The 19,972-nt window shown below is 70.7% G+C and carries 21 protein-coding genes; 8 read left to right on the top strand and 13 right to left on the bottom strand.

The window, feature by feature from the left end; translation table 11 throughout:
• Positions 1 to 47 precede the first annotated feature (47 nt).
• Both ACVBD7_RS02250 and ACVBD7_RS02245 read left to right on the top strand, forming a co-directional pair.
• The gene (locus ACVBD7_RS02250; RefSeq protein ID WP_458095902.1) at positions 48 to 794 is read left to right on the top strand and encodes an AzlC family ABC transporter permease; all 747 of its coding nucleotides are present in this window, start codon (positions 48 to 50) and stop codon (positions 792 to 794) included.
• A complete protein-coding gene (locus ACVBD7_RS02245; RefSeq protein ID WP_458095901.1) occupies positions 791 to 1,096 on the top strand; it encodes an AzlD family protein in 306 nt (101 codons plus the stop codon). Before ACVBD7_RS02250 ends, ACVBD7_RS02245 begins: the two co-directional genes overlap by 4 nt.
• A gap of 79 nt (positions 1,097 to 1,175) precedes the next feature.
• Here the strand turns inward: ACVBD7_RS02245 and ACVBD7_RS02240 are convergent, their stop codons facing one another.
• Positions 1,176 to 1,937: an SDR family NAD(P)-dependent oxidoreductase gene (locus ACVBD7_RS02240; RefSeq protein WP_458095900.1), complete on the bottom strand. Its 762-nt coding sequence runs from the start codon at positions 1,935 to 1,937 to the stop codon at positions 1,176 to 1,178.
• Positions 1,938 to 2,098: 161 nt separating this feature from the next.
• Between ACVBD7_RS02240 and ACVBD7_RS02235 the strand changes: the two genes are divergently transcribed.
• Positions 2,099 to 2,707 (top strand): TetR/AcrR family transcriptional regulator, encoded by a 609-nt coding sequence (locus ACVBD7_RS02235; RefSeq protein ID WP_458095899.1) that lies wholly within the window; start codon positions 2,099 to 2,101, stop codon positions 2,705 to 2,707.
• Positions 2,708 to 2,932: 225 nt separating this feature from the next.
• On the top strand, positions 2,933 to 3,934 hold the full coding sequence (locus ACVBD7_RS02230; protein WP_458095898.1) for an ATP-grasp domain-containing protein: 1,002 nt from the start codon (positions 2,933 to 2,935) through the stop codon (positions 3,932 to 3,934).
• A gap of 274 nt (positions 3,935 to 4,208) precedes the next feature.
• Here the strand turns inward: ACVBD7_RS02230 and ACVBD7_RS02225 are convergent, their stop codons facing one another.
• Both ACVBD7_RS02225 and cysK read right to left on the bottom strand, forming a co-directional pair.
• On the bottom strand, positions 4,209 to 5,111 hold the full coding sequence (locus ACVBD7_RS02225) for an alpha/beta hydrolase (protein WP_458095897.1): 903 nt from the start codon (positions 5,109 to 5,111) through the stop codon (positions 4,209 to 4,211).
• Positions 5,112 to 5,134: 23 nt separating this feature from the next.
• Complete coding sequence (cysK, locus tag ACVBD7_RS02220; RefSeq protein WP_458095896.1) at positions 5,135 to 6,124, bottom strand: cysteine synthase A; 990 nt, start codon at positions 6,122 to 6,124, stop codon at positions 5,135 to 5,137.
• Positions 6,125 to 6,505: 381 nt separating this feature from the next.
• On the opposite strand from cysK, the gene ACVBD7_RS02215 reads away from it, so the two are divergent.
• Complete coding sequence (locus ACVBD7_RS02215; protein ID WP_458095895.1) at positions 6,506 to 6,715, top strand: hypothetical protein; 210 nt, start codon at positions 6,506 to 6,508, stop codon at positions 6,713 to 6,715.
• Positions 6,716 to 6,748: 33 nt separating this feature from the next.
• On the opposite strand, the gene ACVBD7_RS02210 is transcribed toward ACVBD7_RS02215, so the two are convergent.
• The gene (locus ACVBD7_RS02210) at positions 6,749 to 7,366 is read right to left on the bottom strand and encodes a pyridoxamine 5'-phosphate oxidase family protein (protein WP_458095894.1); all 618 of its coding nucleotides are present in this window, start codon (positions 7,364 to 7,366) and stop codon (positions 6,749 to 6,751) included.
• A 155-nt stretch (positions 7,367 to 7,521) separates the two neighbouring features.
• Between ACVBD7_RS02210 and ACVBD7_RS02205 the strand changes: the two genes are divergently transcribed.
• A complete protein-coding gene (locus ACVBD7_RS02205) occupies positions 7,522 to 7,992 on the top strand; it encodes an RrF2 family transcriptional regulator (protein WP_458095893.1) in 471 nt (156 codons plus the stop codon).
• 90 nt (positions 7,993 to 8,082) lie between these two features.
• Positions 8,083 to 8,970 (top strand): dienelactone hydrolase family protein, encoded by an 888-nt coding sequence (locus tag ACVBD7_RS02200; protein WP_458095892.1) that lies wholly within the window; start codon positions 8,083 to 8,085, stop codon positions 8,968 to 8,970.
• On the opposite strand, the gene ACVBD7_RS02195 is transcribed toward ACVBD7_RS02200, so the two are convergent.
• The 8 genes from ACVBD7_RS02195 to ACVBD7_RS02160 form a co-directional block, all read right to left on the bottom strand.
• Positions 8,967 to 10,148: a TIGR03862 family flavoprotein gene (locus ACVBD7_RS02195; protein ID WP_458095891.1), complete on the bottom strand. Its 1,182-nt coding sequence runs from the start codon at positions 10,146 to 10,148 to the stop codon at positions 8,967 to 8,969. The two genes, ACVBD7_RS02200 and ACVBD7_RS02195, sit on opposite strands and share 4 nt — an antisense overlap.
• Before the next feature lie 219 nt (positions 10,149 to 10,367).
• Entirely contained in the window at positions 10,368 to 11,150 is a 783-nt protein-coding gene (locus ACVBD7_RS02190) for a succinate dehydrogenase iron-sulfur subunit (RefSeq protein WP_458095890.1), read from the bottom strand.
• A gap of 83 nt (positions 11,151 to 11,233) precedes the next feature.
• Positions 11,234 to 13,060 (bottom strand): succinate dehydrogenase flavoprotein subunit, encoded by a 1,827-nt coding sequence (gene sdhA / locus ACVBD7_RS02185; protein WP_458095889.1) that lies wholly within the window; start codon positions 13,058 to 13,060, stop codon positions 11,234 to 11,236.
• Positions 13,057 to 13,302, bottom strand: a complete 246-nt coding sequence (locus ACVBD7_RS02180; RefSeq protein WP_458095888.1) for a hypothetical protein — start codon at positions 13,300 to 13,302, stop codon at positions 13,057 to 13,059. The genes sdhA and ACVBD7_RS02180 overlap by 4 nt, the downstream gene beginning before the upstream one ends.
• Before the next feature lie 47 nt (positions 13,303 to 13,349).
• The gene (sdhD, locus tag ACVBD7_RS02175; RefSeq protein WP_458095887.1) at positions 13,350 to 13,739 is read right to left on the bottom strand and encodes a succinate dehydrogenase, hydrophobic membrane anchor protein; all 390 of its coding nucleotides are present in this window, start codon (positions 13,737 to 13,739) and stop codon (positions 13,350 to 13,352) included.
• Between the two features lie 14 nt (positions 13,740 to 13,753).
• The gene (gene sdhC, locus ACVBD7_RS02170) at positions 13,754 to 14,203 is read right to left on the bottom strand and encodes a succinate dehydrogenase, cytochrome b556 subunit (protein WP_458095886.1); all 450 of its coding nucleotides are present in this window, start codon (positions 14,201 to 14,203) and stop codon (positions 13,754 to 13,756) included.
• A 185-nt stretch (positions 14,204 to 14,388) separates the two neighbouring features.
• The gene (locus tag ACVBD7_RS02165) at positions 14,389 to 15,396 is read right to left on the bottom strand and encodes an aspartate-semialdehyde dehydrogenase (RefSeq protein ID WP_458095885.1); all 1,008 of its coding nucleotides are present in this window, start codon (positions 15,394 to 15,396) and stop codon (positions 14,389 to 14,391) included.
• A 112-nt stretch (positions 15,397 to 15,508) separates the two neighbouring features.
• Positions 15,509 to 17,824, bottom strand: a complete 2,316-nt coding sequence (locus ACVBD7_RS02160; protein ID WP_458095884.1) for a methyl-accepting chemotaxis protein — start codon at positions 17,822 to 17,824, stop codon at positions 15,509 to 15,511.
• Between the two features lie 137 nt (positions 17,825 to 17,961).
• On the opposite strand from ACVBD7_RS02160, the gene ACVBD7_RS02155 reads away from it, so the two are divergent.
• The gene (locus ACVBD7_RS02155) at positions 17,962 to 18,408 is read left to right on the top strand and encodes a DUF1489 family protein (RefSeq protein ID WP_458095883.1); all 447 of its coding nucleotides are present in this window, start codon (positions 17,962 to 17,964) and stop codon (positions 18,406 to 18,408) included.
• 11 nt (positions 18,409 to 18,419) lie between these two features.
• On the opposite strand, the gene ACVBD7_RS02150 is transcribed toward ACVBD7_RS02155, so the two are convergent.
• Positions 18,420 to 19,922 (bottom strand): MDR family MFS transporter, encoded by a 1,503-nt coding sequence (locus ACVBD7_RS02150; RefSeq protein ID WP_458095882.1) that lies wholly within the window; start codon positions 19,920 to 19,922, stop codon positions 18,420 to 18,422.
• Positions 19,923 to 19,972: the final 50 nt, after the last annotated feature.

Below are 19,972 nucleotides of genomic sequence, written 5' to 3'. Positions count from 1 at the left end.
CGCGCGGGCGCCGTATGGGGCCGGCGGTTCGGGTGCGGCAAGGGTGCATGGTGCAGGCCCCCTGCCCGGCCTATAGGGCGGGTATGCGGGTTTCCTTCACCTCGGCCGGGGTTTGGCGCGGCGTGCGGCAGGGCGTGCCGTTGCTGCTCGGGATCATTCCCTTCGGGCTGGTGGTGGGGGTAATCTCGCTCGGGCGGGGGTTGAGCCTGGCCGAGACGCTGCTGATGAGCGGCGTGGTGTTCGCCGGGGCGTCGCAGTTGCTGGCGCTGGAGCTGTGGACGGAGCCGGTGGACATCCTGGCCGTGGCGGTGGCCGCGCTGGTGGTGAACATCCGCATGGTGCCGTTGGGGGCGGCGCTGTCCTTCTGGCTGGATCATCTGAAGGGTTGGCGGCTCTGGGGGTCGCTGTTCGTGACGGTCGATCATTCCTTTGCGCTGGCCGTGGCGGAGAACCGCGCGGGCGGGCGGGATGCGGGGTTTCTGTTCGGGCTGGGGGTGTTCACCTGGTTCGGCTGGGTGCTGGCGGCCGGGGCCGGGCATGTCATGGGGTCGGTGGTCGCGCTGCCGGCGGATCACCCGCTGTTCTTCGCGGCGACGGCGAGCTTCGTGGCGATTCTCGCGGCGCTCTGGCGGGATGCGCGGCGGGATGTGCCGCCCTGGGTGCTGGCGGCGGCGGTGGCACTGGGGGCGCAGGCCTTGCGGTTGCCGGCGCCGGTGCCCTTGCTGGCAGGGGCGTTTGCCGGGGCTGGGCTGGGGGCGTGGCAGGACCTGCGCCGGGCGGGGGTGAGGCGGTGACTCTTCGGCTGGATGTGACGCTGGCGATCCTGGCGATGGGGCTGGTCACCTATCTGTGCCGGGCCGGGGGGTATGCGGTGTTGCGGGTGGTGCGGACGCCGCCCCTTCTGGATGCGCTGCTGAAGAACCTGCCGGCGCCGTTGTTCGCGGCCTATGTGGCGCTGGCCTTGTCGAAGCAGGATCTGGCGGCGGCCCTGGCGAGCGTGCCCTGCGCGGCGGCGCATGCGCGCTGGGGGAATTTCGGGGTGTCGATCGTGGTGGGCGTGGCGGCGATGGTGCTGCTGCGCTGGGCGGGGCTGTAGGTGGGCCCTCAACGCCTGCGAGGCGCGGAGGGCTGGGGCCGCGGCCGCATCGCTGCGGTCGCGGCCCCCCTTCCAGCATTCAGATGCCAAAGCCGCCGGCGATGTTGATGGCTTCCCCGTTGATGTAGCCGGCGGACGGGCCGGCGAGGAAGCAGATGGTGTCCGCTACCTCCTCAAGCGTCGCAATGCGGCGGATCGGGTGCATGTCGAGGATGGCGTCGCGGTTCGGCAGCTCGCCCGAAACATCGGCGGCCATGTCGGTCGGCATGATGCCGGGCTGCACGACGTTGACGGTGATGTTGCGCGGGCCGAGGTCGCGCGCGATGCCCTTCGCGTAACCGGCGAGCGCCCATTTCGTGCCGGTGTAGTCGGCAACGCCCGGGAAGGGCACGTAGGAGCCGAGCAGGGAGCCGACGAAGATGATGCGGCCGCCATCGGTCAGCTTCGGCGCGGCTGCGCGCGTGTTGGCGATGGTGCCCATGACGTTCACCTGCCACTGGCGATTGTACTTTGCCTCGTCGAGCGTGGGGTCATCGACGAGCTGGCCCTGTATGGCGATGCCTGCGTTGTTGACGAGGATGTCGAGCCTGCCGAACTCGGCGATGACCCGGTCGATCAGCGGGCGGGCGGAGGAGAGATCGGCCTGGTCGCTGCGGATGGCGATGGCGCGGACGCCCTTCGCCTTCAGCTTCGCGACGACGGCTTCCGCCTTCTCGGCCGAGGCGGCGTAGCTGATGGCGACATCGGCGCCGCGCTCGGCGAAGGCCTGTGCCGTTGCGGCACCGAGGCCGCGCGAGCCGCCGGTAATCAGGACGGTCTTGCCCTTGAGTGTATCCAGCATGGGAAGCCTTTCGTTGTCGGGCCAGGGCATCGCCTGGTCCTGGTGGGCCAGAAGGCCCGGATTTCCGTAACGTGCGTTACTATACCGATTGGTATGAAATCTGGACAAAGGCTGTCAAGCGGCTTAGTAATGTTCGTTATGAAAAAAGGGCGGCGGGACTGATGGGACGCCATCGCGAGTTCTCCGTGGAGAAGGCGCTGGACGCGGCGGTGTGCGTGTTCTGGCGGAAGGGTTACGAGGGCACCTCCTATGCGGACCTGACGGAGGCGACAGGGGTCGAGCGGCCCTCGCTCTATGCCGCCTTTGGCAACAAGGAGGCGCTGTTTCGCCGCGCCCTAGCCCGCTATGGCGAGCAGTATGTCGGCTATGTGCCGGAGGCACTCGGGCAGCCCACGGCGCGCGAGGTGGCCGCGCACTTCCTACGCGGTGCCGTCGAGCTCACGACGCGCTTTCCGGACCGGACGGGCTGCTTCGGCGTCAACGGCGCTCTTGCGGGCTCCGACGAGTCCGAGCCGATCCGCCAAGCCCTGATCGCCTATCGGGCAACGGGCGAGGCCGCGCTGCGGGAGCGGTTCGAGCGGGGGAAGGCCGAGGGGGATCTTCCGGAGACGGCGAGCAGCGAGACCCTGGCGGCGCTGGTGACGGCGGTGGCGCACGGGCTGTCCGTGCAGGCGAAGGCGGGGTCTCCACGGGAGGTTCTGCAAGCGGTCGCGGAGCAGGCGCTTGCCGGCTGGCCGGTGGGGGACCGCTCAGCCGCTTCCGAGCCGTGAAGCGGCCGGGTTCAGGCCAGGACGAGGATGCCGGACGACGAAACCCCGGCGCTGATGCCCCTAAGGCGGTTGTGCCGTCCCGAAGTTTTCCGCCATGGCCAGGCTGGTTGTTGGTGCCGCACTGAGCGGCCGAGGTTGCGGCGTTCGCGTGGAAATGGCTTTCGCACGGTTCTTGATCGGATTATCTGCGGACCCACATCGCAGCCGCGAGCCGGAGTCCCCCTGATGTCCAAGATCCACGTGATTCACGAGAACCCGGAATGGCTGCCGCCGCTGGCACGCGCCTTTGACGCGCGCGGGCTGCCCTGGGCGGAGTGGAACCTGTCCTCGGGTGCCTTCGATCTCTCCCAGCCGCCGCCGGAGGGGGTTTTCTACAACCGGATGTCGGCCTCCTCTCACACGCGCGGGCACCGGTATTCCGCGGAGCTGACGGCAGCGGTGCTGGCCTGGTTGGAGCGGTTCGGGCGGCGGGTGGTGAACGGGCCGCGGGCGCTGGACCTCGAGATCAGCAAGGCGCGGCAGTACGCGGCGCTGGAGGCGGCGGGGATCGCCGTTCCTGGCACGGTAGTGGTGCGGGGCGAGGCGGATGACGTGGTGGCGGCGGCGCGCAAGCGCTACGGCGCGGCGCCGCTGATCCTGAAGCCGAACCGGGGCGGCAAGGGGCTGGGGGTGCGGCTGTTCGCCGACACGGATGCGCTCGCCGCCTTCCTGGCGGATGCGCCGGAGGATGAACTGCCGGCAGACGGGCTGTGGCTGCTGCAGGATTACGTGCGCGCGGCGCGGCCCTTCATCACGCGGGCGGAGTTCGTGGGCGGGCGGTTCCTCTATGCAGTGGAGGTGGACACCTCTTCGGGCTTCGAGCTGTGCCCGGCGGATGTGTGCGAGGTGCCGGCGCCCTCCGTCGCGATCGGCGATGCGGCCTGCCCGGTGGGCGAGGCGCCCGTGGCCGCAGGGCCGCGGTTCCGCGTGATCCCGGAGGGGATCGATGCGGGCCAGCAGGCGCGGCTGGAGGGGTTCCTGGCGGCGAATGGCGTGGAGGTGGCGGGGATCGAGTTCATCCGCACGCCGGAGGGCCAGGTGTTCACCTACGACGTGAACACCAACACGAACTACAATCCGGATGCCGAGGCGGCGGCCGGGCTGGCGGGGACGGATCGGTCGGGGCCGGGGGCGATCGCCACCTTCCTCGGGCGGGAGTTGGCGGGGACGCAGCGGGCGGCGGCCTGAGCGCCGCTGTTTTCGCGCGCGGCTTCTGGGAGGCGTTGCTTTCCAGACGCAGGGCGAAAGCTAGGTTTCGCCTGCACCGGGGAGCCACCGGGCTTCCCGGACCCCGCGATCGGTTTTTGTGGATTTCAGTGATCGAGGGCGGTGCTGGGGGCGGATGTCCCTCGCGCCGTGTTCGGCGCCGAGGGCCGTGGCCCCTCGGCGTGCCGCGTGAAAACAGATGGAAGGTCCAGGAAACTCAGTTTCCTGGTGGAGGGGGTCTGGGGGAGGCGACGCCTCACCCGGGGCCGCCCGCGATGAAGGCCGCCGTCTCGTCCAGGGCCTGGCGGGCCTCGGGGATCGGCAGGCACATCCAGACATGGAACAGCCCGTCGTATTCGTGGAAGCGGAGGTCGGCCCCCTCCCCTGCCGCCTTGTCGCGCAGGCGGCGGGAGTCGGGGTTCAGCATGTCGCGGGTGCCAGTGAAGACCGCCATTGGGGGCAGGCCGGCGAGGCTGCCGTAAAGGGGGCTTACGCGGGGGTCGTCCAGGGCAAGGTCGCGGGCCCACCAACGGGCGGCCATTTGGGCTGCGGGGGTGGCGAGCATGGGATCGCGCGGTTCGATGGCCAGTACGCCGGGGTCGTCGGTGGCGATGTCGAGCCAGGGGGAGAAGAGGACGAGGCGGGCGGGCATGGGCTCGCCGGCGTCTCGGAGTTGCTGGGTGAGGGCGAGGGTCAGGCCGCCGCCGGCGGAATCCCCTGCAACGGTGATGTTCCTGGCGCCGTGCCGGGCGGCGAGGTCTGCGTGGAGGGGGCGGAGCATGGCGAAGGCGTCCGCCCAGCAGTGGCGGGGCGCGAGAGGGTAGAGGGGGATGGTGACCGTGGCGCCGGTGCGGGCGATCAGGCCCTCGATGCCGCGCCAGTGGACGTCCAGCAGGTCGAAGACATAGGCGCCACCGTGCAGGTAGAGGATGTGGTGGCGGCTGGGAGTGCCCTTGGGGGCAACGGTGATGACGGGGCGGCCGGCGAAGCTCTCTTCCGTGATGCGGAGGCGGCGTTCGCGCCGGCGGCCGGGCGCGGCGGGGCCGCGGGACTGCATTAGGGCCACGTTGCCCGGAAAGCTGGCGGTGTCCCGGGCCTTGCGCTTCATCCCCGTGGCGCGGATCAGCGCCATCATCGCCCAGGCCTGCAAACTTGGCACGCGGTGACCTTTTCCCTGGTGGATCAGAGCCCGGCGAAGAGCTCCGTCGAGAGGTAACGCTCGGCGAAGCTGGCGGCGATGCCGACCACGAGCTTTCCGGCCATGGCGGGGTCGCGCGCGATGCCGAGGGCGGCGTGGAGCATGGCACCCGACGAGATGCCGATGGGGATGCCCTCCTCCCGCGCGCAGCGGCGGGCGGCGGCGATGGCCTCGCGCTCGGAGACGCGGAGGACGGCGTCCATCTGGTCCAGCTCCAGCACCTGCGGGCGGAAGCCGGCGCCGATGCCCTGGATGTCGTGCGGGCCGGGTTCGTCGCCGGAGAGGACGGCGGATTCGGCGGGTTCCACCGCGATCATGCGGAGGCCGGGGCGGCGGGGCTTGAGGGCGCGGGCGATGCCGGTGAGCGTGCCGCCGGTGCCGACGCCGCCGATGATGGCGTCCACCTCTCCCGCCGTGTCGGCCCAGATTTCCTCGGCCGTGGTGGCGGCGTGGATGTCGGGGTTGGCAGGGTTGTCGAACTGGCGGGGCATCCAGGCGCCGGGGGTTCCGGCAACGAGGGCCTCGGCGCGTTCGATAGCGCCGGCCATGCCGCGTTTCGCGGGGGTCTGGACGAGTTCGGCGCCGAGGAGGGCCATCATCTTGCGGCGCTCCTCGCTGGCGCCGTCGGGCATGACGACGACCAGGCGGTAGCCCTTGGCGGCGGCGACGAAGGCCAGGGCGATGCCGGTGTTGCCGGAGGTGGGCTCGACGAGGGTGGACTCACCGGGGCGGATGAGGCCGGCGCGCTCGGCGTCCTCGACCATGGCAAGGCCAATGCGGTCCTTCACGGAGCCGAGCGGGTTGAAGAATTCGAGCTTCAGGGCGAGGCGGGCGGGCAGGTTCTCGGCGGCTTCCAGGCGGGGGAGGCGGACGAGGGGGGTGGAGCCGACGGCCTCGAGCACGCTGGCATAAGTGCGGCCGCGCGGGGGGTTGGCGGGCTGTTCCGGCCGGGCAGGCGATGAGGGGGCGGGCATGAGGTGGTTATCCCGCGGGGGTGGGATGGCGTCCATCGCAGATGCCACGCCCGGCGACAGGTTTATGCCAGGAATGGGACAGATTTCGATCGTTCCATTTCGTTGACCAACGGCGATCGCGCGTTGAATTATGGAGGCATGCCAGGACGTCCCGAGCGGATGGGGGCGACGGGGATCGTGGAGCGCTGTCGGCGCTGAGCGCCCCTGCCCTCCTCCTTTTCCCCCTCCCCTTCCAGGCCCCAGGGCCAGGAGACCGACCATGACCCGCACCGCGAATGTTCTCCGCGCCTTCCTTGCGCGGCTGTTTCCCCGCACCCCGGCGCCGCCGCGCCAGTCCGATATCGAGCGGGCGCTGCTGCGCGCCCTTGGGGGGCTGTGACCGTGCTGGCCTCCCGGCCGATCAGCGTGGAGGGGCGCTTCGTCGGCGTTGCCGTGGCGCGCGAGGCGGACTGGATCTTCCTGGCGACAGATCCGGTGCTGGAGGATCTGGAGGGGGCGACCTTTCCGGACCCGGCCGAAGCGGCGCGGGTTGCGCGGCTGGTTCTGCTACGCGGGTCCGACTGCGCGCCGGGGCTGCGCGCGGCGGTCTAGGCGCGTTCCCGCCCCGGCTGGGGCGGGAACCGGCTACCACATGGTTTCCTTTGCTCGGGCCGCCCAGGTGGAATCGTAGGGTTCGCCACCGACTGTGCCCTCGCTGAGGGCGGCCAGGATGCGGCCTGGGGTGGGCAGGGTGCCGGGGGCGATCCGGGCCTCGGGGTCCCAGAGGCGGGCGCGGATCACAGCGCGGGCGCATTGGAAATAGACGGTTTCCACGGACACCACGATGACGCTGCGGGGCGGCTTACCCTCGACGGCGAAGCTTTCCAGCAGCGCGGGTTCCACAGAGAGATGTGCGCGGCCGTTCACGCGCAGCGCGTTGCCGTGGCCGGGGATAAGGAACATCAGCGCCACGCGGGGGTCGCGGATGATGTTGCGCAGGCTGTCCACGCGGTTGTTGCCGCGACGGTCGGGCATGAGGAGCGTGCGGTCGTCGGCGACGCGAACGAGCTCGCCCGGGCGGTCACCGCGGGGGGAGCAGTCCAGCCCCTCGGGGCCAGAGGTGGCGAGGGCGGCGAAGGGGGAGACATCGATCATCGCGCGGTATTCGGGCGTGATGACCGGCACCTCCTTCACCGTGGAGGCATCGCCGGGGACGCCGTAAAGCGCTTCGAGCGCCGCGATGCTGTCGATGATCGGGGACATGGGCATCCTTGTTCCGGCGCCGGGCCGGCGGTGCCGAAGCTAGACCGGCTTGGCATCCTGGCGAAGGCGGACAGGTGCGGGCGGTTGTCCACCCGCCCGGCCTTAGGCGCGCGCCGGGCCTGGATATCCACGCCGATTGTGCGTAGATACAGGGCATGCAACAGCCCCTTCGCCTTCTCCGCCAGGATCGCGCGCTGACCGCCATTTCCGTGCTGTTGGACGTGGCCTTTCATGCCGGGCGTGGGGCCAGCGGACCGGTGGCAGGCGGAGCGGAAGTCGCGGAACGGCTGGGCGCAGCACGGCGGGGAATTGAGCCGGTGTTCCAGGCTCTGTCGCGTGCCGGGCTGCTGGAGGGGGTGCGCGGGCCACGCGGCGGGTATCGGCTCGGGCGGCGGCCGCGGGATATCCGCCTCTCCGAAGCGGTGGCGGCAGTGGCAGAGGGGACGGATGGAGGCAGCGATCTCTCGGGGGCGCTGCATGCCGGGGTGGTCCTGCCGCTCTGGGCGGAGTTGGACGAGGTGCTGCGGGAGCGGCTGGAAGGGCTGACGCTGGAAGACCTGCTGCGGCGGGCGCAGGCGACGGGGCTGCAGCGGCCGTCCAGCGAGCCTTTGAACTTCGCGATCTGAGGGTGCGCGCGTGGGACCTGGGAGGGAGGATTCGTTCTTCCTCTCGGTTCTGCGTGTAGGCTTCGGGCGAATCAATCCGAGGAGCCCGCCATGGACCGCCTGCCCGATGCCCCGCCCGCCGACGAGATGATCTCGCCGTCCGTGTTCGAGCGCCTGGGGCGGCGCGGGTTTGTAGGAGGGGTTGGCGTAGCGGCGGGCTACACGCTCGCGGCCGGGCCGGTGATGGCGCAGACGATTGTGCGGACTTCCACCGACGGGCTGGTGGCGGGGGATGTGGCAATCCCGGCAGGGGATCGGTCGATCGCCGGTTATCGGGCACGGCCGACGAGCGGGCGGGACTGGCCCGTGGTGGTGGTGTGCCAGGAGATCTTCGGGTTGCACGAGTACATCAAGGATGTGTGCCGGCGGCTGGCGCGGGAAGGATATCTGGCGGTGGCGCCGGATTACTACGTGCGGCAGGGCGATCCGGCGAGCGCGCCGGACGTGGCTTCGGCGGCCGCGATCGCGATGCGGAAGCCGGATGACGAACTGTTCCGGGACCTGGATGCGACCTGCGCCTGGGCGGCCTCGGATGGCGGCAGCGCGGAAAAGCTGGCGGTCATCGGGTTCTGCCGCGGCGGGCGGAATGTGTGGGCGTATTCGACGCACAATCCCAAGCTGAAAGCGGGGGTGGCCTGGTACGGGCCGGTGGCGGGGCAGGCGAGCGCGCTGACCCCGCGCGTGCCGCTCGACATGGCGGCGGATGTGCGCTGCCCGATCCTCGGCCTGTATGGAGAGGCGGATACGGGGATCCCCGTGGAAGGGCTGCGGACGATGGAGACGCAAATGCGGGAGGCGGGGAAGCGCTTCACGCTGGTGGTCTATCCGGGGGCACCGCACGGATTCCACGCGGATTACCGGCCGAGCTACCGTGAGGAGCCGGCCAAGGCGGGGTGGACGCTAATGCTGGACTTCCTGAAGGGGGCGGGGGTCGCCTAGCGGCCGCGCAGCATTCCCTGGGCCGCTGCCCGGCCGGTGGCGAGGCAGGCGGTGAGGAGGTGGCCGCCGGTGGGGGCCTCCCAGTCCAGCATTTCGCCGGCGGCAAAGGTGTTGGGGAGTTTCCGCAGGGCAAAGTGCTCGTCCAGCTCCTCCCAGCGGACGCCGCCGGCGGAGGAAATGGCGCGGTCCAGGCCGGCCACTCCGGTGACGCGGAGGGCGAGGGTTTTGATGGCGCTCTCCGGCTGGTCCTCGCCTTCGCGAAGCAGGGCGATAGCGGCGGGGGGCAGGGTGAGCTGTCGGCGGAGGTGGTTGGAGAGGGACTGCCCGCGGCGGGGAAGTGCCATCCGGCGAGAGACTTCCTCGGCGGTCATGTCGGGGCGGAGGTCCAGGGTGACGATGGCCTCGCCTTTTGACGCCACCTCGTCACGGATCGCGGCGGAAAGGGCGTAGGCGGCGCCGCCTTCCAGGCCCTTGGTGGTGATGATCGCCTCCCCGCGGACGGTGCGGCCGGCGAAGGTCAGGGCGATGCGCTTGAGCGGGGTACCGGCGAAGCGATCGCGTAGATGGGCGGTCCAGTCGATCAGCAGGCCGGAGTTTGCCGGGGCAAAGGGGGCCAGGGCGACGCCGCGCGCTTCGAGGATGGGGGCCCAGCCGCCGTCGGAGCCGAGGCGGGGCCAGGAAGCGCCGCCCATCGCGAGGAGGGTGGTGTCGGGGGTGAGGTGGAGGGGTTCGTCGCCGGGGCGGGTGAAGGTGAGCGCGCCGTTGTTGTCCCAGCCGGTCCAGCCGTGGCGAGAGAGCAGGGTGACACCTCGGGCGGAGAGGCGGGTGAGCCAGGCGCGTAGCAGCGGGGCGGCCTTCATGGCGCGGGGGAAGACGCGGCCGCTGGTGCCGGCGAAGGTCTCGGCGCCGAGGGCGTCGGCCCAGCTGCGGATGGCCTCGGGCGGGAAGGCGCGGATGGCGGGTTCCAGGCGCGGGCGGGCTTGTCCGTAGCGGGCGAGGAGGGTTTCGAGCGGCTCGGTGTGGGTGAGGTTGAGGCCGCCGCGGCCGGCCATGAGGAACTTGCGGGCCGGGCTGGGCATGCGGTCGAGGATCGTGACCGCGACGCCGGCATCCGAGAGGAGTTCGGCGGCGGCGAGGCCGGCAGGGCCGGCGCCGATGATGGCGGCGTTCAGGGGCATGGGCGGTGCTTGTGGCACCGGGGAAAGGAAGAAGGAATTCTTCCTCTCCCCGGGACCCTCACCATCATCTTCTTTTAGCGGTGGTTTTGCTTCGCTGACGGCCCGCCTCGGGTCGGAGACCCGAGGCGACTGCAAAGGCAGGATGGGGCCGCTGCAGCCCAATAGGGTCCAGGGGCCTCAGGCCCCTGGTGGGTCGAGGGCAGAGCCCTCGAGTGCGGATCAGCCCTCGCGTTCGGCCAGCATCACCTTGATGTTGCCGATGGCCTCGGCGGGGTTGAGGCCCTTCGGGCAGGTGCGCGAGCAGTTCATGATGGTATGGCAGCGGTACAGGCGGAACGGATCCTGCAGCTGGTCCAGACGATCACCGGTGGCTTCGTCGCGGCTGTCGGCGATCCAGCGATAGGCCTGGAGCAGGACAGCCGGGCCGAGATAACGGTCACCGTTCCACCAGTAGGAGGGGCAAGCGGTGGTGCAGCAGAAGCAGAGGATGCACTCCCACAGCCCGTCGAGCTTGGCACGCTCCTCCTTGGACTGCAGGCGCTCGCTGTCCGGCGGCGGGGCGGTGTCGGACTTCAGCCAGGGCTGGATCGAGGTGAGCTGGGCGTAGATCTGGGAAAGATCCGGCACCAGGTCCTTCACCACCGGCATATGCGGCAGCGGGTTGATGCGCACGTCGCCGACCACGTCCTCGATGGGCTTGAGGCAGGCAAGGGTGTTCAGCCCGTCGATGTTCATCGAGCAGGAGCCGCAGATGCCCTCGCGGCAGGAGCGCCGGAAGGTGAGCGTGGTGTCGACGGTGTTCTTGATCTGGATGAGCGCGTCCAGGACCATCGGCCCGCACTTGTCGAGATCGAGCTCGTAGGTATCCATCCGCGGGTTCTCGCCCGTGTCCGGATCCCAGCGATAGATCTTGAAGGAGCGCACATTCGTGGCGCCGGCTTCGGCCCTGTAGGTCTTGCCAGTGCCGACCGTGCTGTTCTTCGGGAGGGTGAAGGTCGCCATGGGTTCCGGGGCTTCCAAGAGCGCGATCGCCGGAGGCGATCGTCGCGCGACAGAACGAAGGGGAGAGGTGTCGGGGGCGCGCGCTAGTAGACGCGCGCCTTCGGCGGGAAGACCTGCACCTCGTTCGTGAGGGTGCGCATCTTCACGTCGCGATAGTCGAGGCGGACCTTGTACTGGTCGTTCACCCAGGCGAGCGTGTGCTTCATCCAGTCCTTGTCGTCGCGCTCGGGGTAGTCCTCATGCGCGTGGGCGCCACGGGACTCATGCCGGGCCTCGGCGCCGACGACTGTCGTGAGCGCGTTGCCGATGAGGTTGTCCAGCTCCAGCGCCTCGACGAGGTCGCTGTTCCAGATGAGGCTGCGATCGGCGATGCGGATGTCGCTGTAGCCCTGCGCCACCTTGTCCATCTTCTCCACGCCCTCCTTCAGCAGCTCGGAGGTGCGGAAGACGGCGGCATGGGCCTGCATGGTGCGCTGCATGTCCACGCGGAGGCTGGGGACGGAGGTGCTGCCGTTGGCGTAGCGAACGCGGTCGAGGCGCGCGAGGGCGTTCTCGCCGGCGCCCTCGGGCAGCGGGGCCTGGGTGACACCGGGCTTGATCGTCTCGGCGGCGCGAAGGGCGGCGGCGCGGCCGAACACCACCAGGTCCAGCAGCGAGTTGGTGCCGAGGCGGTTGGCGCCGTGGACGGAGACGCAGGCGGCCTCGCCGACGGCCATGAGGCCGGGGACGGTGGCATCCTGGTTCGTCGCTGTGGGGCGCAGTACCTCGCAGTGGATGTTCGTGGGGATGCCGCCCATGTTGTAGTGGACGGTCGGGAGCATCGGGATCGGCTCCTTCGTCACGTCCACGCCCGCGAAGATCTTCGCCGTCTCGGAGATGCCGGGCAGGCGCTCGTGCAGCAGCTCGGCGCCGAGATGCTCGAGATGAAGGTGGATGTGATCCTTCTGCGGGCCGACGCCGCGGCCCTCGCGGATCTCCATCGACATGGCGCGCGAGACGACGTCGCGGGAGGCGAGGTCCTTCGCCGTCGGTGCGTAGCGCTCCATGAAGCGCTCGCCCTCGGAGTTCGTCAGATAGCCGCCCTCACCGCGGGCGCCCTCGGTCACGAGGCAGCCGGAACCGTAGATGCCGGTGGGGTGGAACTGCACGAACTCGTTGTCCTGCAGGGGCAGGCCGGCGCGCAGCACCATGCCGTTGCCGTCGCCGGTGCAGGTGTGGGCGGAGGTGCAGGAGAACCAGGCGCGGCCGAAGCCGCCGGTCGCCATCACGGTGTTCTGGGCGCGGAAGCGGTGGATGGAGCCGTCTTCCAGGTTCCAGGCCATGACGCCGCGGCAGGCGCCGTCCTCATCCATGATGAGGTCGAGGGCGATGTACTCGACGAAGAACTCGCACTGGTGCTTCAGCGACTGCTGGTAGAGCGTGTGCAGGATGGCATGGCCGGTGCGGTCCGCCGCGGCGCAGGCGCGCATGGCAGGGGTCTTGCCGTAATCCTGCATGTGGCCGCCGAAGGGGCGCTGGTAGATCTTGCCGTCCTCGGTGCGCGAGAAGGGCACGCCGAAATGCTCAAGCTCGATGATCGCGGGCACGGCCTCGCGGCACATGTACTCGATGGCGTCCTGGTCGCCGAGCCAGTCCGACCCCTTCACGGTGTCGTACATGTGCCAGCGCCAGTCGTCCTCGCCCATGTTGCCGAGGGCCGCGCCGACGCCGCCCTGGGCGGCCACGGTGTGGGAGCGGGTGGGGAAGACCTTGGTGATGCAGGCGGTCTTGAGACCGGCCGCACCCATGCCGAAGGTGGCACGCAGGCCGGCGCCGCCGGCGCCGACGACGACCACGTCATAGGTGTGGTCCACAATGCGGTAGGCGCCGCCGTTGATCCCGGGGCGCGGAGGCTGGCTGATGGCGTTCATCGCGGGCTCTCGTTGGTCCTGGCGCCGCCTTGGGCGCGTGTCTCGTCGCCCCAGGTGGGGCGGAGGGTGGCGCCCTGAAGGGCGCGGGGGGTATCGCCCGTGAGGGCGTGGTGGGCGGCTGGCAGTTTATCCGCCCGGGCGAAGCAGAGGTTGCCCGAAGGGGCGCGGAGCGGGGCGTCGGGACGGCGGGCTTCCCCTCCCCGCCCGGCGGAGCGCGGCGTGCCGGAACGAACGGAATACATATGGGTGGGCTCCGCGCGGCCGGTAGGGAGAGGCCGCGCGGCGCGCATCAAATGGCCAACCGCAGGACGGAGAGTGCGGCCAGCAGGCCGAGCAGGGTGCAGACGGACTTGATGGCCAGGATGGACAGCATCGCCGAGCGCTCGGGGCGGATGTAGTCCTCCACCACCACCTGAAGGCCGTTGGCGGTGTGGTAGAAGCCGATGCCCGCCAGCAGGATGAGCAGGATGGCATTGAAGGGGCGGCCAATCCACTCGGACATCACCTCCCAGGGCGCGCCGGCATGGGCCGCGACGGAGAAGGCGAACCAGATGAACAGGGGCAGCATCACCAGGGAGGTGACGCGCTGCATCCACCAGTGGTGGGTGCCACCCTTGGCGGAGCCGTGGCCGCGGACGCGGCCCAGCGGGGTCTGAAGGCGGGTCTGATGCTCAGCCATGGGTGTGCCCTTCCCTACGAGGCCCAGGCGACGACGGCGACGATCCAGGTGAGGACCGTGAGCACGCCGGTACCGATGATAACCATCCAGCCCGTGCGATAGGTCGTCGGGATGTCGTAGCCGTAGCCGTAGTCCCACATGAGGTGCCGGACACCGGCGAGGACGTGGTACCAAGCGACCGCGGTGATGCCGAAGAGCACGACCACGCCGACAATGCTGCCCATGAACCACTGCACGGTCGCATAGGACTCCGGCCCCGCCGCGGCGGCCGCGAGCCACCAGACGAAGAAGACCAGGCCGATCGCCCAGGCACTGCCGGTGATGCGGTGCATGATGGAGAGCGCGCTGGTCATCTGCAGCATGTCGTAGACCTGCAGATGCGGGGAGAGCGGCCGGCGGATCAGCGTGCCGTCCGTGCGGCGGCCGACCATGATGGCCTCGCGCGCGTCGTGGGATTTGGCCATGCGGCGTCCTGCATTCTCGCCGGGCGCGAGCGGGTCCGCGCGCGGCTGTGGCGCTTTTATGGTGCGGCACCGCAAAGCGTCAATCGCGCGAAATCAACGCATTGCGAAGGGATCGCAAGTGGGCGGGCGCTAGGCGGCCCAGGCCTTTGTTACAACGCGGTTCCTGCGCCGGGGCGCATCCGGGGTCAACCGCGCAGGGCGCCCCGGCGGGACAGCTCCTCGGCGATCTGGACGGCGTTCAGCGCGCCGCCCTTGCGAAGGTTGTCGCCGGCGCACCAGAGGGCGATTCCGTTCGGGACGGTGGCGTCGGGGCGGAAGCGGGAGACGAAGACGGGGTCCTCCCCCACCGTTTCAAGCGGCGTGACGTAGCCGGCGTCGTCGCGCCGGTCGAGCAGGGTAAGACCGGGGGCGGCACGGAGGGTCTCGCGCGCCTCGGCCTCGTCGATCGGGCTGTTGAAAACGGCGTGGACGGCCAGGCAGTGCCCAATGAAGACGGGGACGCGGACGCAGGTGGCGGCGACCGTGATGTTGTCGCCGAGCAGGCGGGCGGTGTCCTCGGCGATCGCCTCCTCCTCCTCGGTCAGGCCGTTCTCGCCGAAGTCGCCGATATGGGGGATGAGGTTGAAGGCGATGGGCTTGGTGAACTGCTCGGGGGTAGCCTCGTCGTTCACGAAGACGCCGCGGGTCTGGCTGAACAGCTCGTCCATCGCGTCCTTGCCGGCGCCGGAGACGGGCTGGAGGGAGGTGGCGACCACCCGGACCAGCCCGGCCATCGCCTGCAGCGGGTGCAGCGCCATGGCGAGCAGGATGGCGCCGGCGACGGGGGAGGCCACGACCTTCGGGTTGGCGGCCAGGACGCCGGGATTTACCTCGGGGACAACCACCGGGGCGTCGGGGTCGCCTGCGCCGGTGGCGTCCACCACCAAGCAACCCTCGGCCACGGCCTTACGGGCCAGGGTGTTGGGGTTGGGCGTGCCGGGGGCGAGGAAGAGGAGGTCGGTGGTGGAGAGATCGTGCCGCTCAACGGCACCGACGACGAGATCCCGGTCCCCGAAAGAAAGCGAGCCGCCCACCGCGCGGCCGGTGGCCAGGGCGGCGAGGGAGGCGGTGGGGAAACCCCGTTCCGCCAGGGTCTTGATGATTTCGCGCCCGAGCTGGCCGGTGGCGCCGGCAACCGCGATCCGATGAGCCATCTGAACTTCTCCCGACACCCTCCGCCGGGACTGGCCTTCGGGAACACGCCTCGGAGATAGGGTTGGCGGCCCCGGCTTCGCAAGCCGGGGCCGCTGAATGACTGCTCCCCCGTCAGGCAGCGCGGACGGCGCGCAGGAAGCTGGCGGACTTCTCACGGAGAATGACGGTCTGCCCGGCCAGGGCCTCGGTGGCGGCAAGCATGCCACCGGCGGCGCTGCCCGCCTCCTCGGCGGCGGCACGGACGCCGCCGATGGCCTGGTTCACCGTATCGGTGCCGCCGGCCACCTGGGCGGCGCTGCGGGCGATCTCCCGCGTCGTCGCGCCCTGCTGCTCCACCGCGGCGGCGATGGCGGTCGCGATGCCGCTGGTGCGCTCCACCGTCTCGCCGATGCCGCGGATGGCCTCCACGGCGCCTGACGTGGCGGACTGCATCTGCTGGATCTGGTTGGAGATCTCCTCGGTCGCCTTGGCGGTCTGGGCGGCGAGGGTCTTCACCTCGGAGGCGACAACCGCGAAGCCGCGGCCGGCCTCGCCGGCACGGGCGGCCTCGATGGTGGCGTTCAGCGCCAGCAGGTTGGTCTGGCCGGCAATGTCGCCGATGAGGCGGACCACGTCGCCGATGCGGGCGGCGCTGTCGGAGAGGCCGCGGACCGTGTTGTCCGTGGCGCGGGCCTCGGAGACGGCCTGGGCGGCGACCTCGGCGGCCTCGGCCACGCGGCGGGTGATCTCGGTGATGGAGGCAGCCATCTCCTCGGCGGCGGCGGCCACCGCCCCAACCTCGCCGCTGGCGCGGGCGGCAGCGTCGGCGACCTGGGCGGCCTCGCGGCCAGAGCGGTCGGCCGTGCCGTGCACGCTGCTGGCGGCGTGGCGGAGCTGGTCGGCCTGGGTGGCCAGGTTGTCGACCACGGCGCCGACCTCGGCCTCGAAGGTGTCGGCCAGGCGGGCTTCCTCGGTGGCGAGACGCCAGGTCAGCATCGGGCCGGAGAAGGTGCCGGCGCTGTCGGTGATGGCGCTGACCTGCAGGTCCACCACCTCCTGGCCCATGCGCAGGCGGGTGCGGTGCGGCAGGGCGGCAGAGTCGGCGATGGTGGCGCGGAGGGCGGACAGGCCCGGGAGCGGGAGGTCCTCCACGGCGCGGCCCACCACGGACTCGGTCACGCCCAGCCGGGCGAGAACCTCGCCCATCTCGGCATTGGCGTGAACCACCTTGAGGGAGGGGTCGGCCATCATCAGGCCGAGCGGCATCTGCTCGATCATCTGGGCCTGGGCGAAGGCGCGGCCAACGGTGCCGCGCAGTTCATCCAGGGCGGCGGCGATGCGGCCGGTCTCGTCACGGTAGGTCCCGTCACGAGCTTCGACAGCACCGCCCGGGGCGGTGTCGCCGGAGGCGATGGCGCGGACGCGGCCGGCAGCGCGGCGGAGCGGGGCGCCGATGGAGCGTGCGCTGGCCCAGGCGGAAGCGAGCAGGATGAGGGCGACGGCGCCGCCGATCCAGAGGGTGAAGCTCTCGACATCCTGCAGCGCGCTCTCGACCTCGGTGCGGCGCTGGGCGGCGTCCTCGCCCAGCAGGCGGTTCGCCTCGGCGAAGGCGGCGCGGACGGCGGCGGCGGCGGGCTCGGCCTCCTCGGTACGGATCTTCGCGAGTTCGGCGATGGTGGCGAGGATGGTCTCCGAGGCTTCGGCCAGGCCGTTGGCCAGGGTGCCGATGCGGCCGACATCGTCCTTCAGCCGGTCGGACAGGGCGTAGGATTGCACGCCGCGCAGATGGACGCGCTGCTGGGCCAGCGCACGGCGCACGCGGCGGGCCTGGGTGTCCTCCCCCGTGACGAGGAATCGTTGCACGCCCAGTCGGGCCTCGTTCACGGCGTTGCTGAAGGCCATGACGCGGCTGCGGACCTCGTCCACCTGGGCGCGGTCGGGCACCTCGAACTCAAGGGCACCGAGCACCGCCTCCATCGCCTGGTCGAACTCGGAGTTGAGGCGGTAGAGCCGGTCGTCCCGCGCCTCGATCATGCGGGTGCGCGAGTCCAGCATCCGGCCGATGGCGGTTTCGTAGGCGCGGGTGGCGGGGATGGCGGCCTCGGCGGCGCTGCGGGCCGCGGGCAGAGCGGTGGTCCGGGCGGCTTCGCCGGCCAGGTCCCGCGCGGCCGAGAGAGAGGTGCGGCCCTCCCGCGCGGCGGCCTGGGCGGCGGGCAGTGTCTGCGCTGTGGCGAGGTCGCTTTCGTCCACCGGGGCGTGGGCGGCTCGGCTGCCCGCCTGCTCGACCAGGGAAAGCACCCGTGCGGCGCCGCCGAGGGCATCCTGCTGCTGCGCCACATCCCTCAGCTCGAACCAGACCAGGCCGACAAGACCGCCGAGGAGGGTGAGCGTCAGCCCGGCGCTGGCGCCCAGCTTGCAGGCGACAGAAAGGTTTTGGAACGCGCGCATGGCTTCGGACGGCTCCTTCGTCAGATGCGCGGGAGGGTACGGGGCGAGTCCCTAACCGAGAGATAAGCCGGGGCGGTACCTGCGGCCCCTTCCCTGCCCCGGCTTTCTTGCAGGCCGGGTCCCTTGCAGGGCATGCGGTGCGGGCGCAGATCGCGGGTGTGCTGCACATCATCAAACTGTCCGTCGGGACGAAGGACATCGAGCAGATGGAGCGCGGGCAGGCCCTGCGCGCCCGCGGGCCCGAGGGGCTGCGCCATGTGACGCGCATGACGCCCAAGCGCGCGCCCGAGATCCTGCAGGGCGGGTCGATCTACTGGGTGGTGGCGGGGGTGCTGCGCGTGCGGCAGCGGATCCTGGCGATCGAGCCGGTGAAGCGGGCGGACGGAACCGGAGCGACGGCGCTGATCCTGGAGCCCGGGCTGGTGGCGGTGCGGCCGCGGCCGGTGAAGGCCTTCCAGGGATGGCGCTATCTCAAGACCGATGATGCGCCGGCCGACCTCACGGAGGGCGAGGTGGGCACAGAGGGGATCGAGGAGCTGCCGCCGAAGATGCGGCGGGCGCTGATGGATCTCGGGCTGCTCTAGATTGGGCAGGCCTAATCGGCAGGCGAGGCCTGGGGTGCTTCGGCGGGTTTGCCCCGGGGCTCGAAGCGCGGGACGAGGAAGGCGAGGAGCAGCGTCACCACTGCCATAGCGAACAGCGCCCAAAAGGTGAGGTGCAGCGCGGAGGCGAGGGCGGTGCGGACGGCAGCGTCGCCGATCACGGCCTCGCCGTGTTCGAGCAGGCGGCGGACGGCCTCGAAGTCGATCTCGGCGGCGGCATCGCCCTGGCGGCCGGCATGGGCGGCGAAGCCGAGGTTAAGGACGCCGCCCAGCACCGCGGCGCCGAGTGCGCTGCCGAGGTTGCGGGAGAAGACGTTGGAGGCGGTGGCGGCACCGCGCTCGTTCCAGCCGACGCTTTCCTGGACCATCACCACGGCAGCGGTGCTGAGCAGACCCATGCCGAGGCCCATGACGAAGGAGCCGGCGCCGGCCAGCAGGGCGGATGAGCCGGGACCGAGGATGACGAAGGCGACCGCGCCGAGGGGCAGCAGGGCGGCGCCGAAGACGAGGACGGCGCGCAGGCCGAAGCGGGTGAAACCGCGGGCAGCGAAGATGGAGCCGATGGGCCAGCCGAGGACGACCATGGTCAGCGCGAAGCCCGCTTCCAGGGCGGAGCGGCCCAGCACGCCCTGGACATACATGGGCAGGAAGGCGGTGAGGCCGATGATGGCCATGCCGCTGAAGAGGACGGTGGCGTTGGCGGTCGCGATCGGGCGGCGGATCCAGAGGGCGAGGTTCAGCACGGGGTCGGACGCGCGGGTTTCCCACCAGAGGAAGATGGCGGTGCTGACGAGGGCGACGAGCGCGGCGGCGATGGAGAGGGAGGTGCCGGGGTCGGTGGTGGCCGTCATCAGCGCGCCGACGGCGAGGGTGAGAAGGAGGGCGCCGGCGACGTCGACGGGCTTGCGCTCGCGGGGGACGTCTTCCCGCAGGTAGAGGGCGAAGCCCGCGGCGGCGAGGGCGCCGACGGGCAGGTTCATCCAGAAGATCCAGGCCCAGCTCATGTGCTGGACGATGAGGCCGCCGACGAGCGGGCCGAGGACGGAGGAGATGCCCCAAACGCTCGCGAGCCAGCCCTGGATCTTCGCCCGTTCCTTTACCGAATAGAGGTCCCCCACCACCGTGAGCGCGATGGGCTGCACGGAGCCAGCGCCGATGCCCTGGATGAGGCGGAAGGCGATGAGGGAGGGGATGGACCAGGCGAAGCCGCAGAGAATGGAGCCGAGCAGGAAAATGGCGATGCCCCAGAGCATCACCGGGCGCCGGCCGAGGATGTCGGCGAGCTTGCCGAAGACCATGGTCGTGGCGGTCTGGGCGAGAAGGAAGGCGGCGAAGACCCAGGCGTAGAGGTGGAGGTCGCCGAGCTGGCCCGCGATCTGCGGCATGGCGGTCGAGACGATGGTGGCCTCGATCGCGATCATGAACATCGCGACCATAACCGAGGCGAGGATCATCGGGCGGCGCAGGGGGCGGGGCATCGCGGGGGCGGCGGGCATGGTCAGGGGTTAGGCCGATCCCCTGGCACCGGGAATGGTGCGGTGCGTCA

This window comes from Roseomonas sp. WA12 (assembly GCF_054165765.1).
Note: the sequence above shows the minus strand (reverse complement) of the source record. Positions and strands in the feature narration are given on the sequence as shown.